The organism is Thermaerobacter sp. PB12/4term (genome assembly GCF_003403315.2).
GTDB lineage: Bacteria > Bacillota > Sulfobacillia > Thermaerobacterales > Thermaerobacteraceae > Thermaerobacter.
The window spans coordinates 1886422-1902646 of record NZ_CP048407.1 but is presented as its reverse complement, the minus strand read 5'-3'; the positions used below and the strand labels follow the sequence as shown (position 1 = coordinate 1902646).

Annotated in this window: 13 protein-coding genes and 1 pseudogene; 2 read left to right on the top strand and 12 right to left on the bottom strand. The window is 69.7% G+C overall.

Annotated features, from left to right (window positions below):
- Nucleotides 1–34: 34 nt before the first annotated feature.
- The 6 genes from DYI95_RS07870 to merA all read right to left on the bottom strand — a co-directional run bounded on the left by DYI95_RS07870 (nucleotide 35) and on the right by merA (nucleotide 7226).
- Nucleotides 35–967: a M56 family metallopeptidase gene (locus DYI95_RS07870; protein WP_158556037.1), complete on the bottom strand. Its 933-nt coding sequence runs from the start codon at nucleotides 965–967 to the stop codon at nucleotides 35–37.
- Nucleotides 954–1397, bottom strand: a complete 444-nt coding sequence (locus tag DYI95_RS07865) for a BlaI/MecI/CopY family transcriptional regulator (RefSeq protein WP_116900325.1) — start codon at nucleotides 1395–1397, stop codon at nucleotides 954–956. Before DYI95_RS07865 ends, DYI95_RS07870 begins: the two co-directional genes overlap by 14 nt.
- A 43-nt stretch (nucleotides 1398–1440) precedes the next feature.
- Nucleotides 1441–2376, bottom strand: a complete 936-nt coding sequence (locus tag DYI95_RS07860; RefSeq protein WP_243149687.1) for a F510_1955 family glycosylhydrolase — start codon at nucleotides 2374–2376, stop codon at nucleotides 1441–1443.
- A 244-nt stretch (nucleotides 2377–2620) separates the two neighbouring features.
- On the bottom strand, nucleotides 2621–5149 hold the full coding sequence (locus DYI95_RS07855) for a heavy metal translocating P-type ATPase (protein ID WP_371731905.1): 2529 nt from the start codon (nucleotides 5147–5149) through the stop codon (nucleotides 2621–2623).
- 29 nt (nucleotides 5150–5178) lie between these two features.
- The gene (locus tag DYI95_RS07850) at nucleotides 5179–5550 is read right to left on the bottom strand and encodes a metal-sensitive transcriptional regulator (protein ID WP_305849855.1); all 372 of its coding nucleotides are present in this window, start codon (nucleotides 5548–5550) and stop codon (nucleotides 5179–5181) included.
- 305 nt (nucleotides 5551–5855) lie between these two features.
- Nucleotides 5856–7226 (bottom strand): mercury(II) reductase, encoded by a 1371-nt coding sequence (merA, locus tag DYI95_RS07845; RefSeq protein WP_116900329.1) that lies wholly within the window; start codon nucleotides 7224–7226, stop codon nucleotides 5856–5858.
- Nucleotides 7227–7349: 123 nt separating this feature from the next.
- Between merA and DYI95_RS07840 the strand changes: the two genes are divergently transcribed.
- The gene (locus DYI95_RS07840) at nucleotides 7350–7553 is read left to right on the top strand and encodes a heavy-metal-associated domain-containing protein (protein WP_116900330.1); all 204 of its coding nucleotides are present in this window, start codon (nucleotides 7350–7352) and stop codon (nucleotides 7551–7553) included.
- A 616-nt stretch (nucleotides 7554–8169) separates the two neighbouring features.
- On the opposite strand, the gene DYI95_RS07835 is transcribed toward DYI95_RS07840, so the two are convergent.
- Both DYI95_RS07835 and DYI95_RS07830 read right to left on the bottom strand, forming a co-directional pair.
- Nucleotides 8170–8346, bottom strand: coding sequence for a hypothetical protein (locus DYI95_RS07835; RefSeq protein ID WP_158556038.1), 177 nt, complete (start codon nucleotides 8344–8346; stop codon nucleotides 8170–8172).
- 62 nt (nucleotides 8347–8408) lie between these two features.
- Nucleotides 8409–9602 (bottom strand): annotated as a pseudogene (locus DYI95_RS07830) (IS3 family transposase).
- A 104-nt stretch (nucleotides 9603–9706) separates the two neighbouring features.
- Between DYI95_RS07830 and DYI95_RS07825 the strand changes: the two are divergent.
- Nucleotides 9707–11596, top strand: coding sequence for a heavy metal translocating P-type ATPase (locus DYI95_RS07825; RefSeq protein WP_371731904.1), 1890 nt, complete (start codon nucleotides 9707–9709; stop codon nucleotides 11594–11596).
- A gap of 103 nt (nucleotides 11597–11699) precedes the next feature.
- On the opposite strand, the gene DYI95_RS07820 is transcribed toward DYI95_RS07825, so the two are convergent.
- The 4 genes from DYI95_RS07820 to DYI95_RS13275 form a co-directional block, all read right to left on the bottom strand.
- Nucleotides 11700–11942 carry a hypothetical protein gene (locus DYI95_RS07820; RefSeq protein WP_164581333.1) on the bottom strand — a complete coding sequence of 81 codons (243 nt, stop codon included), beginning with the start codon at nucleotides 11940–11942 and terminating at the stop codon, nucleotides 11700–11702.
- Nucleotides 11943–12282: 340 nt separating this feature from the next.
- A complete protein-coding gene (locus tag DYI95_RS07810) occupies nucleotides 12283–13266 on the bottom strand; it encodes a F510_1955 family glycosylhydrolase (RefSeq protein WP_243149685.1) in 984 nt (327 codons plus the stop codon).
- A 149-nt stretch (nucleotides 13267–13415) separates the two neighbouring features.
- Complete coding sequence (locus DYI95_RS13280) at nucleotides 13416–14537, bottom strand: HAD-IC family P-type ATPase (protein WP_371731903.1); 1122 nt, start codon at nucleotides 14535–14537, stop codon at nucleotides 13416–13418.
- Nucleotides 14440–16122 (bottom strand): HAD-IC family P-type ATPase, encoded by a 1683-nt coding sequence (locus DYI95_RS13275; RefSeq protein WP_371731863.1) that lies wholly within the window; start codon nucleotides 16120–16122, stop codon nucleotides 14440–14442. Before DYI95_RS13275 ends, DYI95_RS13280 begins: the two co-directional genes overlap by 98 nt.
- Between the last annotated feature and the right edge of the window lie 103 nt (nucleotides 16123–16225).

Below are 16225 nucleotides of genomic sequence, written 5' to 3'. Positions count from 1 at the left end.
GCTGTCCACCATCCCTTCGTGGAAGTTGATGCTCTTACAGGTAGCAGGTCAACAGCGGGCAAGCCCCCATACGGGCGGCGTCCACGCTCTGACCGGCGAGCACCACGGCACTGCTGACGAGAAGGACCGCGACCACGAGGCTCCAGAGGGCAGCGGGCGCCGACCGCGCTAAGGGAACGCGCACGGGCCGCGGGTGCATCAGGATCTGGCGGGCACGTAGCGAGAGCGGCGTAACGGAATCGGCTGCTTGTGCCAGAACCAGGCCGGTCGGCGGCCGCTGCCCACGCCCTACCTTCACCAGTGCGGACGCCAGCGCCCAGCGGTCACCCAGGCGGCGCATGGCGAACTCGTCTGCGGCCAACTCTTCCAGCGCGGCGTAGCCCCGCGCCAGGTCTGTAATGACGGGGAGGAAAAACAGCCCCCTGGCCATGGCCCGCACGAGGGCCAGTCGCGCGGGCCCGTGCTGCCGGACGTGGTAGAGTTCGTGCAGCAAAACCGCCTGCAACTCGGACGGCTCGAGGGTCTCCAAGAGGGCGCGGGACACCGCGATGCGGGGGTATTGCCAGCCATAGGTGAAGGCGTAGGGGCGATCATCGTCCACCACGTCAACCCGTCCGTGCATGCCCAGTGCCTCGGCCAAGATGGCCAGGTTCCGCGGCACTTCGCCGTGGTGGCGGCTGAGGTCCCGGATAAAGCGGCGCGTGCGCACGATTTGCGCCACCAGTGTGCTGACCGCGAGGACGCCGCTCACCAGACCGAGGAGCGCCAGCGGGGTGACGACCGCGCGAGCAACATTGGGCAGAGCACGGACCCACATCGTACACGCCCGGATCCAGACGGCGGGCGCCAAACCCGAAAACAGGACCAGCACCGCAAAGGATAAGCTCACCAACGCCCAGACAATCACCAGTCCCCAGAAGACCCCGTTCGCAGTGCCGCTGGACGGCCGGACCTCAAGGGGCCTCATCGTGCACCTGCCTCCGCCGCAACTCGCGCTCCAGTTCCGCCAGGGCATCCGGAGCCTCCTCGGCGAGGACGTCGACGAACTGGCTGACGGCGAGGCTGCCGAAGTCCTGGACCAGGCCCGCTGCGACCCGGCGGGTCACCTCGCGCAGGAAGGCCTCGCGGTCCATCGCGGGCCGGTACGTGTACGATCCCTTGCGCCCGCTGCGCCTGAGCAGCCCCTTGGCCACGAGCCGGTTCATGACCGTCATCACCGTGTTGAAGGCGAGGGGCTGCCGGGAGGACGAGAGCCGCTCGGTGACCTCCCGGATGGTGACCGCTCCCGGGCCGGCCCACACCACCTCCATGACCGTGGCCTCGAGCTCGCCCAGCACGCGCCTCAGTCCCTGGTCGCCGAGACGGAAAATGCGGATGGGATGGTCCCCTTCGTGCATCGCGCCACCTCCCCGGCGCCCCGGGTCCCGCGGTGTCGCCGGCTCAGGGGCCCGGCCACAGCGCCTGCCACGTGCTGCCGCCGTCCCGCGATTGCATCAGGGTGCCGGCGAACGTGGCCACGTAGACGACCTGCGGGTCCGCAGGGTGGACGGCGACGGCAGCGACCAGGTCGCGGTCGCCGACCCGCAGGCCCAGGGGCTGCCACGTGCGCCCCCCGTCCGCACTCCGTACCAGACCGGTTCCTGCCTCGTAGGCCAGGAGCTGCTCCGGGTCCCGCGGGACGAAGGCCGCGGCGCTGACCGCCCCCGCCAGGATGGTCTTCCACGTGCGGCCGCCGTCCTCGCTGCGCAGCAGCCCCTCTTCCCCTGCGGCGAGGAGCGTGTCGGGGTCCTTGGGGTGGGCCACCAGCTGCAGCGGTCCCCGGCCCAGGGGGCCGGCGAGGGCGGGAACCTGCGTACGCGTCCAGGTCCGGCCGCCATCGTCGCTCCGGTAGAACAGGCCGTCGCCGTAGTAGAACCCGTAGATGCGCCGCCTGTCCGCGGGGCTCACGGCCATCGCGTGGAAGTCCACCTCGCCGGACAGGGAGACCGGCTCCCAGGACGCGTCACCGTCCCGGCTGGCCATCAGGCCCACGGGGTTGGGCAGGCGCACGCCTGGGCCCGGGTGGCCGCTGGCATAGAGCACGTCCCGCTCCGGCGCGACGGCAAAGCCCATGAGGTCCATCACGGGGCCGACCCGGCCTGCCCAGCCGCCGGGCTCGCGCCAAACCAGCAGGCCGTCGTGGGTGGCGACCCATATCCTGGAGGGGTCGAAGGGATCGATGGCCATCCCGTGCACGTGACGGATCTCCGGGCCGGCGCTCCTCGCATACCACGCGTAGCCGAGACCGGCCACGAGCACCGCGGCGGCCAGTACCAGTGCCACGCGCGTCCGGGCCGGAGCAGGCCGGCGGGCAGGCCGGGGACGGGACTTTTTCACCGCAATAACCCCCATGGTTCGTGTTGGACCGCGTCGGGGCAGCAACTACGCGCCGCCAGCGCCCCGTTGCGTTCACATGACGCATTGTAACGCTGACACTACACATTGTAATGTTGAGGCAACCGCCAGTCCATGTTCCTGACCCCGGCCATGTGCCTGAAAAGGGAGGAAGCGGGGCGGCTCACCGCCCCGCTTCCTCCTCGTGACCGCCGGCCCGCCGGCAATGCCGCCGTGGCGATGACGGCTATGCTGCCCGCCCCACCGCGGCCGGTTCCGGACCGCCGCGCCCGGCCTGCGGGCGCCGGCCGTCGCGGAAGCGGCGCATGGGATCGAACCGCTTCAGCAGGGTCGAGTTGGTGGTCACCGACACGGAACTGAGGGCCATGGCCGCGCCGGCCAGGACCGGGCTCAGATAGCCCAGGGCCGCCACCGGGATGCCCAGCGTGTTGTAGATCAGGGCCCAGAACATGTTCTGGCGGATCTTGGCCAGCGTGGCCCGGCTGAGGTCGATGGCCGCCACCAGGCCGCGCAGGTCCCCCCGCATCAGGGTCACGTCCGCGGCCTCGATGGCCACGTCGGTACCGGTGCCGATGGCGATGCCCACGTCGGCGCTGGCCAGCGCGGGCGCGTCGTTGATGCCGTCGCCCACCATGGCCACCTTGAGGCCCCGCGCCTGCAGCTCGCGAACTTTGGAGGCCTTGTCGGCGGGCAGCACCTCCGCCAGCACCCGCTCTTCGGGAATGCCCGCCTGGCGGGCGATGGCCCGCGCCGTCCGGGCGTTGTCACCGGTGATCATCCACACCTCGAGGCCCATGCGCTGCAGCTCGGCGATGGCCTCGGGCGCGTTCTCCTTGATGGTGTCGGCGACGGCGATGAGCCCGGCCAAGCGGCCGTCGACGGCGGCCATCATCACCGTCTTGCCCTGGTTCTCCAGGGCCTCGATGCGGTCCCGCACCGGGGCCAGGTCGACGCCCTGCCGTTCCATCAACCGGCGGTTGCCCACGTGCAGCTGCCGCCCGCCCACCGCGGCCCGCACGCCGTGGCCCGGAATCGCCTCGAAATCGCCGGGTTCCTCCAACTGCAGGCCGTCCTCGCGAGCCCGGTCGACGATGGCGGAGGCCAGCGGGTGCTCGGAGGCCTTCTCGGCCGAGGCCACCAGGCGCAGCAACTCGGCTTCGTCCATCCCCACCGCCACCACGTCGGTCACCGATGGCTTGCCCACGGTGATGGTGCCCGTCTTGTCCAGCAGGATGGCGTTCAGGGTCGCCGTCGCCTCCAGGTGCTCGCCGCCGCGGAAGAGGATGCCGTTCTCCGCCCCGCGGCCCGTCCCGACCATCACCGCCGTGGGCGTGGCCAGGCCCAGGGCGCACGGGCAAGCGATGACCAGCACCGCCGTGGCCGCCAGCAGGGCGCTGGTGAAGTCGCGCGTCAGCAAGTGCCAGGCCCCGAAGGTGATCACGGCGATGGCGATCACCGCCGGGACGAAGTAGTTGGACACCCGGTCCGCGAAGGCCTGGATGGGCGCCTTGGAGGCCTGGGCATCCTCGACGATCCGGACGATCTGGGCCAGCGCCGTGTCCTTGCCGACCTTGGTGGCGCGGAACTTGAAGGTGCCCGTCGTGTTGACGGTGGCGCCGATGACCTCGTCGCCCGGCCCCTTCTCCACGGGCAGGCTCTCGCCGGTCAGCATCGACTCGTCCACGGCCGACCGGCCTTCGACGACCACGCCGTCCACCGGGATCTTCTCGCCCGGGCGGACGACGACGATGTCGCCCACCTCCACGGCTTCCACGGGGATGTCCTGCTCCCGGCCCTCCCGGATCACCCGGGCGGTCTTGGCCTGCAGGCCCAGCAGCTTCTTGATGGCCGCCGACGTGCGCCCCTTGGCCACGGCCTCCAGGTACTTGCCCAGCGCCACCAGCGTGATCAGGAGGGCGCTGGTCTCAAAGTACAGGCCCGGGATGCCCAGGTGCGGCCACAGCACGGCCGCCAGGCTGTAAGCGTACGCGGCCGTGGTGCCCAGGGCAACCAGCACCGACATGTTGGCATTGCGGTTCTTCAGGTTGTAGTAGGAATCGCGGTAAAAGACCCAGCCCACATAGAACTGGACGGGTGTCGCCAGGGCCAGTTGCACCCAGCCATTGCTCAACACGTCCATCACCGGGCCATGCCACTTGAAGACATGGCCGGCCATGGCCACCAGCAGCGGCAGCGAGAGGACCGCGCCCAGCAGGAACCGGTTCCACCAGCCGCGGATCTCGCGCTGGCGGGCCGCATCGCTCTCGTCGCCCGTGTCCTCCAGCGGGTTGGCCTCGTAACCGGCGTCGCGCACGGCCCGCACCATGTCCGCCACATCCACCGCGCCGGGGACGTACCGGACCGTGCCCGTGTTGGTCGCCAGGTTCACGGCCGCGTCGACGACGCCCGGCAGCTGGCGCAGCGCTCTCTCGACCCGGTTGACACAGGAGGCGCAGGTCATGCCCTCGATGGACAGGCGGGCCTGTTGCATGGGGACCTCGTAGCCCAGATCCCTGACGCGGGCCGCCATGTCCGCCGCGCTCACCCGCGCCGGATCGAACCGGACGCGGGCGCGGTTGGTGGCCAGGTTCACCGCCGTCTCCATCACGCCGTCCAGCCGCTTCAGCCCTTTTTCAATGCGGTTGGCACAGGCGGCGCATGTCATGCCCTCCACGGGCAGGGTCAACTCGGCCCCTGAAGTGGCGTCCTTGCGCTGGCCCCCCGTACCGGCGGCAGTTCTGTCCTTCACGGCCACGTCGCTCACGGTCATCCCTCCTTGCCCGGCTACAACAAGCGCTTGACCACGGCCAGGACCTCGTCGATGGCCTCATCGCCGTTGCCGCTGCGGATGGCGTCCTGGACGCAGTGGTGGGTGTGCTGCTCCAGGAGCTGGAGGGCCACGGCGTCCAGGGCGGCGCGTACGGCCGCCACCTGGATCAGCACATCCACGCAGTAGCGCTCCTCTTCCACCATCCGCTGCAGTCCCCGGACCTGGCCCTCGATGCGGCGCAGCCGGTCCAGGAGCTTCTTCCGGTCGGCGTAGGGCGTCATGCGCCGCTCGCAGGTAGTTTCACACACGGTGGGTGAGAGCACAGGCGCAACGACCTTTTCAGCCCGGGAATCCGCTGCGCCCGCTGCGATCCGCGGCTCACTCATGGACATCACGCTCCGTTCAGCTATAACATACCCCACGGGGGTATCGTCTTGTCAAGATGAGGTGCTCACAGGGGCTCGCCCGGGCCGGAGACATCCTGATTGGTGGGTGTTTCCACCCAACCGGTCGAGGATTTGCCGGTGAGTCGACAGTTGCTTGATCCCGCCCGGGGCGACACAGCGGGCGGGATCGGGTACCACACGCAGGTGGCGGGACTACGTGGCAAGTTTAGCCTCCCGAGCCCTTGTGGGAGGAGTTGCCGCGTGGTCCCGCCATCGACTGCATCCACCGCACGTGCTCGCCCCGTCTACCCTGCACAGCAGGAGAGCCGGGAGACGTCGACGTCGAAGGTGAGGGGCGCCAGCTTGAGCCCCTCGGCCATGGTCAGGTAGGGAGAGAGCGTCTCCTGCAGGTCCTGGATCGTCAGGCCGAACTTGACCGCCAGCGTGGCGGCGTAGATCACGTCGCCGGCGTTCTCCGCCACCACGTGGGCGCCCAGCAGGCGGCCGGTATCGGCGTCGGCGATCAACTTGAATACCCCGGTGGTCTCCCGGTTGGCCAGCGCCCTCGGAACTGCGTCGAGCGGGAGCACAGATGTGCGCACCGCGTGACCGGCCGCCCGGGCCTCGGTCTCGGTGAGCCCCACACTGGCGATGGCCGGCGTGGTGAACGTGACCCGGGGCAGGACGCGCAGGTCTACCCGGCGGTCCGCGACACCCAGGGCGTTGTCGGCGGCCACGGCGCCCTCATGCGCGGCTACGTAGACGAACTGCGGGCCGAGGGTGACGTCGCCGGCGGCGTAGATGTGGGGCACGCTGGTGCGCAGGTGATCGTCCACGATTACCTCGCCCCGCGGGCCGACCCGCACTCCCGCCCGGTCAAGATTCAGGGCCGCTGTGTTGGGCTGCCGGCCCGTCGCCACCAGGAGTTCCTCGGCCTCCACCACGCGCTGTCGCCCGCCCACCTCCAAGACGACTCGCTTCCCGGCATGGCCGCTTTCCACCCGCAGGTACCGCACGCCCGTGAGAAACTCGATGCCCTGCTCGGCCAGCAACCGGGCCGCGGCCTCCGAAATCTCCGGGTCGTACGCCTTGAGGAGGCGCTCACTCCGCTGCATGAGGGTGACCCGGGCGCCCAGGTGGCGGAAGAGCTGACCCATCTCGAGGGCGATGTATCCCGCCCCGATGACGGCCACGCTTTCCGGCACCCGGCGCAGTTCCAGCGCCGTCGTGCTGGTGAGGAAGTCGACCTCCCGGAGCCCCGGGATGTCCGGTATGGCGGGAGAGGCCCCGGTGGCAACGAGAAATGCTTTCCCGCGGATGAGGCGACCACCGGCCTCCACGGTGGTCGCGTCGACGAACCTGGCCTCGCCGCGCACGAAGTCAAAGCCATACTCATCGATCAATGCCTCATACTTCTCCCGGCGTAGCCTGGCCACCAGCTCGTCCTTCTGGCCGATGACCAGGCTCATGTCGACCGGACCGGCATGGGTATCCAGGCCCGCGAAGGGGTGGTTGCGGGTCTGAAAGTAGATCTCGGCGCCGCGCACAAGGGTCTTGGAGGGGACGCACCCGATATTGACGCAGGTGCCGCCGATGACCCGGCGCTCGATTATCACCACCCGGGCTCCGCGCCCGCTTGCCTGGATAGCCGCCGCGAAGGCCGCGGCGCCGCCCATGGGTTGACACCCCGCCGGAAAAGATTTACGATGGGGCTGGATATACCCATGGGGGGTATATCTGCGGCGGGACCGGGGTAGGGCCCGGCGCTTCGTGGAGATTCTCTACAAGGGGGTTGTGCTATGGCGACCAGGACTTACGACGTGAAGGGCATGTCCTGCAACCACTGCAAGCATAAGGTGACCGAGGCCATCTCCCGCCTTTCCGGTGTCACCGGTGTCGAGGTGGACCTGGGTACGGGCAAGGTCACTGTGACCTTCTCCGGCGAGCCCGACGACCAGAAGGTGCGGGAGGCCGTCGACGAAGCCGGCTACGAGGTGGTCTGATCCAACGGCGCGACGGGACCCGGCACACTCCGGCCGGGTCCCGTCCTCTCTGTTCCGCTTTGTTCCGCGAGCGACGCCATCCGGCCGTCGAGCCCCTTCTTCACTTGCTCGCGCGGCTCCCTTGAAGTTTGTTCCACGGTTCCGCTGCTCGCCGATCACGGCCGATGGGATCAACCAGCCCGACAGTCGTAGATCCCATCACCGACGAAAGCCAGTCGTCGACCTTTTGTTGCAACCGCAGGATGAGCCCACCCTTCCGTATGGGTGCCAGACACAGGTTCGGTCCAGCTTCCTCACACGTTTCTCAAAGGCGCCTTTAGATAACTGAATGGCACGATTCGGCGGCCAGACCCGATTCCGTGTCTGTGGCACGGTGCATGCCAGATGACCCTGGAAGGGTATAATCCCTGGGTGCCTGACGCGTCGGTGGGTGTTGAGAAACCGACGCTGCTCATCGCCTGCCGCAGCCTCTGCTCCCCGATCATAGGAGGTCATTGATAATATGATCCAATCTAATGAATCCCACCATCACCGCGATCGCCGTGAGCATGCTGATCGCCATCATTCGCACCCACACGCCCATCACCACCATCCACATGCCGGGGCGAAGGGCGCGTCACGCCGGGACGAGCCTCCCCGGCGCGAAGGCCGCCGGCCGCGTCCCCGGGACGTAGTCGCGGCGTCGGAAGCACAAGGGCTTGAGAAGGGCGTCCACGGCCGTGACATCCACGACGCCCAAAGCGTGGGCCATCATCACCGCGCGCATGACGGCCACAGAGCCCACGACAAGCACGCGGGTCACACCCCGGAAATGTTCCGGGTGAAGTTGACCCGGTTTCGTGGACAGGTTGAGGCTTACGCGACAACCCCTTCCTGTGGCTGAGCCTTTCGCTCCTGGATCCAACGCTCCTCGTACTCGTAGGGCGAGAGGTAACCAAGTGCCGAGTGACGCCGCCGCCGGTTGTAGAACCCTTCGACGTACTCGAAGATCGCCATGCGCAGTTGATCCCGTGTGGCCCAGGCTTGGCGGTCGAGGAGCTCCCGTTGCAGGGTCGCGTAGAAACTCTCCGCCATCGCGTTGTCCAGCGCATCGCCCACGGAACCCATTGATCCGGCGATGCCCAGGACCCCAAGCGGCGGGTGAATGCCAGCGAGGTGTATTGCACGCCATGGTCCGAGTGGTGGATCAGACCGGGCCCCGGCCGGCGACGCCGTACCGCCATGGTGACGGCGTCGACCACCAACTCCGCCACGGGCCGGTCCCCCATGGCCCAGCCCACCACGGCGCGGGAGAAGGCATCCACCACCGTGGCCAGGTACAGCCAGCCTTCCTCCGTGCGATGCTGCGTGAGGTCCGCCACCCACACCCGGTTGGGGGCATCGGGCACAAACTGCCGACCCAGCCGATCAGGGTAGACGGGGCGGCGGGGATCCCGGAGTGTGATCCCCCGGGTCCGGCGCCGGTGCACGCCGGCCAGCCCCATAGCCCGCATCAGCCGGGCGACCCGCTTCCGACCACAGCGGACCCCATGCGTCAACCGCAGCTCTGCATGGATGCGGGGCGCGCCATACGTGCCCCGGCTGCCAGCATGGATGAGCCGGATCCGCTGGCTCAAATCCGCGTCCTCCTGGGACCGTCTGGAGGCACCCCGTTGCCGCCATGCGTAATAGCCACTCGTCGAGACGCCCAGGACACGGCACAGCGTGGCCACCGGATGGTGGGCCTTCTCCTGCTCGATGAACCGAAACACGGTCACCGGTTCCGTCGGCTCTCCTGGGCAAAAAAGGCTGCGGCTTTTTTAGGATTTCACGCTCCTCCCGCAGGATCCGGTTCTCCCGCCGCAGCCGGTTGAGTTCCTCCCGTTCGGCGGTCGTCAACCCGGGGCGCTGCCCCGCGTCGATCCCGGCTTGCCGAACCCACTTCCGCAGGCTGGCCTCCGAGACGCCGAGGTCGGCGGCAATCTGCTGGAGCTTCTTCCCACTCTCCCGGACGAGGCGGACGGCTTCGGCCCGGAACTCGGGAGGATACGGCGGCTTGGTAGCCGGCATGGGGATCACCCTTTCCGGGGCTTACGCCCCAAGTATCGGGGTGTCCACTAAACCGGGGCAAGTCCAGGGACCGGTTCTGGGTATGCCTTGCCTTAACAGTTCCGATTCTCTACTTCGCCCCCCTCACGCAGGAATGGCTTGGATACCGGGCGGTTCAGTTCCCCGGCGCAGAATGGATCCAGGCACTCCTGGCCGTTGTCATCTACGTGTACGGCGGCCTGGTGTTTGTCAACGGGGCGGCCCACGAGCTACGGGCGCGTGCCCCCGGCATGATGACGCTCATCTCCCTCGCCATTACCGTCGCCTTCGCCTACAGCCTGGCCGTGACCCTGGGCTTGCCTGGAATGCCCCTGTACTGGGAGCTTGCTACGCTCGTGACCATTATGCTGCTCGGCCACTGGATCGAGATGTCGTCGGTCCAGGGTGCCAGCAGGGCTCTGGAGCACTTGGCGGCGCTCGTACCCTCCCGGGCCCACAAGCTGGAGGGGGGTACGGTCACTGACGTACCGGTGGAACAACTAAAAGAAGGGGATCGCATCCTCATCCGGCCCGGCGAGCAGGTACCGGTGGACGGTGTGGTCGAGGACGGCAGCTCCAGTGTCAACGAAGCGTTTCTGACCGGGGAATCGCGGCCGGTCCCCAAGGAGCCGGGCGACGAGGTGGTCGCGGGGTCGGTCAACGGCGAAGGCGCGCTGAAGGTCCGGGTCACCCGCACCGGCGACGACACGACCCTGAGCCAGATCCAGCGCCTGGTGCAGGAAGCCCAGGCCTCCCGTAGTCGCTTCCAGAACCTGGCCGACCGGGCGGCGGGCTGGCTAACCTACATCGCGATCAGCTCCGGTGCCCTCACCTTCCTCGCCTGGTGGGCGTCCGGGGAGCCCTTGCAGTTCGCGCTCACGAGGGCGGTGGCCGTTCTGGTCATCGCCTGTCCCCACGCCCTCGGGTTGGCGATTCCGCTGGTGACGGTCAACGCCACGGCCCTGTCGGCGCGCGCGGGCATCCTCGTGCGTAATCGGGAAGCTTTCGAGCGGGCAAGAGACCTGAAAATCGTCGCCTTTGATAAGACCGGCACTCTCACGGAAGGCCAATTCGGGGTTCGCAGCGTCTACACGGCCGGCGTGGAGGAAGAAGAGGCCCTGCGGATCGCCGCGGCTCTGGAACGCCGCTCCGAGCATCCCCTGGCCCGGGCCGTGGTGGAACTGGCGCAGCAACGGAATTTGCAGGTGCCGGCGGTGGAGGATTTCAGGGTGGTCGCCGGCAAGGGCGTGACCGGTTCAGTTGACGGTAAGGCCTATCGGATCGGTCGCCCCGAATGGATCGCGGAGCTTGGGCTTGAACTGCCTGCCTCCTTGCGCCGGGGCCTCGATGAGGCCGAATCCCGCGGTGAGAGCGTCATCGCCCTGCTGGACGAGCACGGGGTGTTGGCCCTGTTCGCCCTGGCCGACAAGGTGCGCGGGCGCGCCCGGGAGGCCGTGCGCAGGCTGCATGACATGGGCATCCAGGTCGTGATGATCACTGGCGATGCGGAGGCGGTGGCCCGCTCGGTCGCCTCGGAACTGGGGATCCAGCGGTACCACGCCCGGGTATTGCCCGAAGACAAGGCGAAGATCGTTCGCCAGCTCAAGCAGGAAGGTCCGACGGCCTTTGTGGGCGACGGCATCAACGATGCACCGGCGCTGTTGGAGGCCGATCTAGGCGTGGCCATCGGTGCCGGCACCAACGTCGCCATCGAGTCGGCCGATCTGGTCTTAATCGAAAACGACCCCCTGGACGTGGTGAGTGCGCTGCGCGTATCGCGAGTCACGTACCGGAAGATGGTCCAGAACCTCTTCTGGGCCACCGGTTACAACGCCGTGGCCCTGCCGCTGGCGGCCGGCGTCGGTGCGGCCTGGGGCATCCTGCTCTCTCCGGCCCTGGGTGCGGTGTTCATGAGCCTCTCCACGGTCGTGGTGGCGGTCAACGCGATGCTGCTGCGGCGACTGCGGCTCGAGTGAGCAGCGGGCGAGCGGGAGGAGCAAGGGGAGAGGCATGGGCCGCCGGCGGCGGGCGCCATGCCTCTCGTCGGCGGACGGGCCGGCCTGATGCGGCCGGCTTGTTTCATTCGATGACCGTGCGGAGGAGCACCTCCAGCTCGAATTGGACCCGGCAGGCCACCTCGCCGGGCGGACCGGCGATGGAGCCGTGCATGAACGGAGGGGCGGGCTCCGTGTGGCGAGGGTTGACGCTCAGGAGACAGGTGCGGACCACGTCGGGGACGCGCCCGCGTTCAACCAGCAGCAGGGGGACGCGACCAGGGCGTCCTGAAGTGGTCCTCCTCGCCTCGTGCCAGGATGGCGACACCGGGACGAAGTTCGGGTACGGACGGGTCAGGGAACGCCGTCTGTGACGCGGCCACGCTGGTCGCGATGGGATGGCGGCCGGCCACCCGGGTGGTGTGGTGGGTGTTCGCGGCCAGCGGCAGGCAACGGGGTGCCTTGGCTTGCTTGAGGTGACCCTCTTGCCCAGCGACGTCCGGCATGGGCCCATGGGCATCGTACACCGCTCCTTTTGCCACGGGTCTGCCAGGAATCGCCGGCGACAACAGGTGAGGCCACGGGGGACCCGGCCCCACCTGTCCACAACCCGTGGCCTGAGCAGAAGGAGGGTGCGCTGGGAGCCGTCAAGCTGGGCGCGCCATGGGTCATTCCGGTGCCCAGATCGTTTCCCATGCGCCTCCGCCGTCGGTACTGCGCCAGAGCGTGCCTGTCATGGTGATGGCGTAGATGCGCTGTGGAGCGTCGGGGTGGGCCGCCAGGGCGGCCAGTGGATCTTCTGGGTCCACCCGCAAGCCCGACCCCGCGGGCTGCCACGTCCGGCCCCCGTCGGTGGAGCGCAGCAACCCCTCGGCGGCGTCGTAGACCAGGATGGTGACCGATCCGGAGTCCGTGCCGCGCGCCGTTGCGGTGTCGGTTCCGGCTCCCGTCCCACGGTCCCTTCCGGGAATGAAGGCCGCCGCCGTCACCACCCCGTCCCGCAGCGGTTCCCACGTTTGTCCGTCGTCCGTGCTCAGGAGCAGCCCGTTCTCCCCGGCCGCCAGCAGCGTCGCGGGATCGGTCGGATGGGCCACCAGCTGCAGCGGGCCCAGACCCCGGGGGCCGGCCAGATCCGAAGCGGGGGTGCGGGTCCACGTCTGCCCGCCGTCTTCACTGCGGTAGAGCCGGCCGTCACCGTAAAAGTAACCGTAGATCACTCCGGGGCGGGCCGGACTCACCGCCATCGCATGGAAGTCGACGACGCCCTCCAAGCTGACGGGTTCCCAGGTCCGGCCGCCGTCGGCGCTGCGGGCCAGCCCCAGGGGGTTGGCCAGGTCGAGCCCCGGTCCCGGATGGCCGCTGGCATAGAGGGTCCCGTCGGGAGCGGCTGCAAAGCCCATGAGGTCGACCACCGGCCCCACGCGCCCGCGCCAGCGGCCGGGTTCCTCCCAGACCAGAAGACCGTCATGGGTGGCGACCCAGAGCTTGCCGGGATCCCGGGGGTCGAAGGTCATGCCGTGGACATGGCGGATGGCGGGGGAGGAAGCGGCCCTGCTCCAGGCCAGCACCCCGGCGGTCACCAGGACGGCCAGAACCGCCACCATCCACGCAATCCGCAGCCCCCGGGCGCGGCCGGCGCCCGTGCGGGACAAGCGCCGTCCCCGCGGCCGGCGCCCTGCCTGGCGGGCGGAAGCTACCTGGCGTGAGGCCTCCTGCTCCGGCGCTCCTCGACCCGGTTGCCTCTGGCGCCGGGGGCCCTGGTTCCCCGAACCGCCCTGGCGCTTCATGCTACCGTGCGGGCTCATGCTGGGCGGCCCCTTTCCTGGCGGCGGAAGCGTCGCATGGGATCGAAACGCTTGAGCAGGGTCGAGTTGGTCGTCACCGAGACGGAGCTCAGGGCCATGGCCGCGCCGGCCAGCACCGGGCTGAGATAGCCGAGGGCGGCCACCGGGATGCCCAGGGTGTTGTAGATCAGCGCCCAGAACAGGTTCTGCCGGATCTTGGCCAGGGTGGCGCGGCTGAGGTCGATGGCGGCGGCCAGGGTGCGCAGGTCCCCCCGCATCAGGGTGACGTCGGCCGCCTCGATGGCCACGTCGGTCCCCGTGCCGATGGCGATGCCCACGTCGGCCGCCGCCAGGGCGGGGGCGTCGTTGATCCCGTCGCCTACCATGGCGACCTTGAGGCCCCGCTCCTGCAGCTCCCGTACCTTGGCGGCCTTGTCGGCCGGCAACACCTCGGCCAGGACGCGCTCTTCGGGGATCCCCGCCTGCCGGGCCACGGCGCGGGCGGTGCGGGCGTTGTCACCGGTGATCATCCAGACCTCGAGGCCCATGGCGTGCAGGGCGGCCACCGCCTCGGGGGCCGTCTCCTTGAGGGTGTCGGCCACGGCGATGAGGCCCGCCAGGCGGCCGTCCACCGCCACCAGCATGACCGTCTTGCCCTGTTCCTCCAGGGCCGCCAGCCGGTCCGCCGCGGCGCCCACGGCGACGCCCCGCGCCTCCATGAGCCGCCGGTTGCCCACCGCCACCTGGCGGCCGGCCACCTGCGCCGTCACCCCGTGGCCGGGGACGGCCTCGAAGGCGGCCGGTTCGTCCAGTTCGAGGCCGGCTTCCCGGGCCCGCTCGACGACGGCAGCGGCCAGGGGGTGTTCGGAGGCCCGTTCCACCGAGGCGACAAGGCGCAACAGGGCCCGCTGGGCGACATCCAGCCCGGACGAGCCGGCCCCGCCGCGGCCGGGGGCTGCATCACCGCTTGCGGCGGCGTCCCCGCCCGCGCCGGCACCGGCTGCGGTGCCGTCTCCCCTCACGCCGGTGCCGGTTGGGGCCTTACCCGCCTCCCCGGCCGCATCCCCGGCGGCGTCGCGGCCGGCGCCAGGACCGGCATCCCGTGCTTCGAGGCCGTCCGGCAGCGCCAGCACCACCACGTCGGTCACCGACGGCTTGCCCACGGTGAGCGTCCCCGTCTTGTCCAGCAGGACGGCGTCCAGGGTGGGTGGCCGCCGCCTCCAGGTGCTCGCCGCCGCGGAAGAGGATGCCGTTCTCCGCGCCGCGCCCGGTGCCCACCATGACCGCCGTGGGGGTGGCGAGACCCAGGGCACACGGGCAGGCGATGACCAGCACCGCGGTGGCGGCCAGCAGGGCCCGGGTGAAGTCGCCGGTCACCGCGAGCCAGCCGCCGAAGGTCACCAGGGCCACGGCGATGACCGCGGGGACGAACACGCCCGACACCCGGTCCGCAAAGGCCTGGATGGGCGCCTTGGAGGCCTGGGCCTCCTCCACGATGCGCACGATCTGGGCCAGGGCCGTGTCCCGCCCGACCCGGGTGGCGCGGAACTTGAAGCTGCCGGTGGTGTTGACGGTGGCGCCGATCACTTCATCGCCCGGGCCCTTCTCCACGGGCAGGCTCTCGCCGGTGAGCATCGACTCGTCTACCGCCGAGCGGCCCTCCAGCACCACCCCGTCCACGGGGATCTTCTCGCCGGGTCGGACCACCACCACGTCACCCACGGTCACGTCTTCCACCGGGACGTCCATCTCGCGCCCGTCCCGGATCACCCGGGCCGTCCGGGCCTGCAGGCCCAGGAGCTTTTTGATGGCGGCCGACGTCCGCCCCTTGGCGACGGCCTCGAGGTACTTGCCCAGCGCCACCAGGGTGATGAGGACGGCGCTGGTCTCGAAGTACAGGCCCGTGGTGCCGAGGCCCGGCCAGAGCAGGGCCACCACGCTGTACAGGTAGGCTGCCGTAGTGCCCAGGGCGACCAGCACCGACATGTTGGCGTTGCGGTTCTTCAGGTTGAAGTAGCTGTCGCGGTAGAAGACCCAGCCCACGTAGAACTGCACGGGCGTGGCCAGGACCAGCTGGAGCCAGCCGTTCTGCAGGACGGCGACGGCCGGCCCGTGCCAGCCGAAGAGGTGGGCCGCCATGGCCAGCACCAGGGGCAGGGACAGCACCGCGCCCAGGAGGAACCGGTTCCACCAGCCGCGGATCTCCCGCTGGCGGGCCGCCTCGGCCTCGTCGCGGGTTTCTCCCACGGGCTGGGCTTCGTAGCCGGTCGCCTGGACGGCGGCGATCAGGTCGCCGGCCGCCGCCGCCCCGGGGATGAGCCGTACGGTGGCCGTGCCCGTGGCCAGGTTGACGGCGGCGTCGACCACGCCGGGGACCCGGCGCAGGGCCCGTTCGACCCGGTTGACGCAGGCGGCGCAGGTCATCCCGGTGACGGCCAGCTGGATGCTCTCCAGGGGGACGTCATACCCCAGATCCCGCACCCGCCCGGCCATGTCGGTCAAACTCACCCGGTGGGGGTCGAACCGGACCCGCGCGCGGCCCAGGGCCAGGTTGACCGCCGCGTCATCCACGCCTTCCATCTTCTTCAGGCCGCGCTCGATGCGGGCGGCACAGGCGGCACAGGTCATGCCCTCGATGGGCAGGGTGATCTCGGCCGGGGCGGCCGGCGGCCTGGTGTCGGCCTCCGCCGACGAGGGCCGGTCGAGGACGCGGGTTTCCGTCATCAGCGATCCCTCCTTGCCCGGCAGTCCGGCCGGGGCGGCATTCGGGTCTCAGCGGGCGCGAAACCCGGCCGGCCCCGTCCGGGATGGGTTCCGGCAGTGGCGT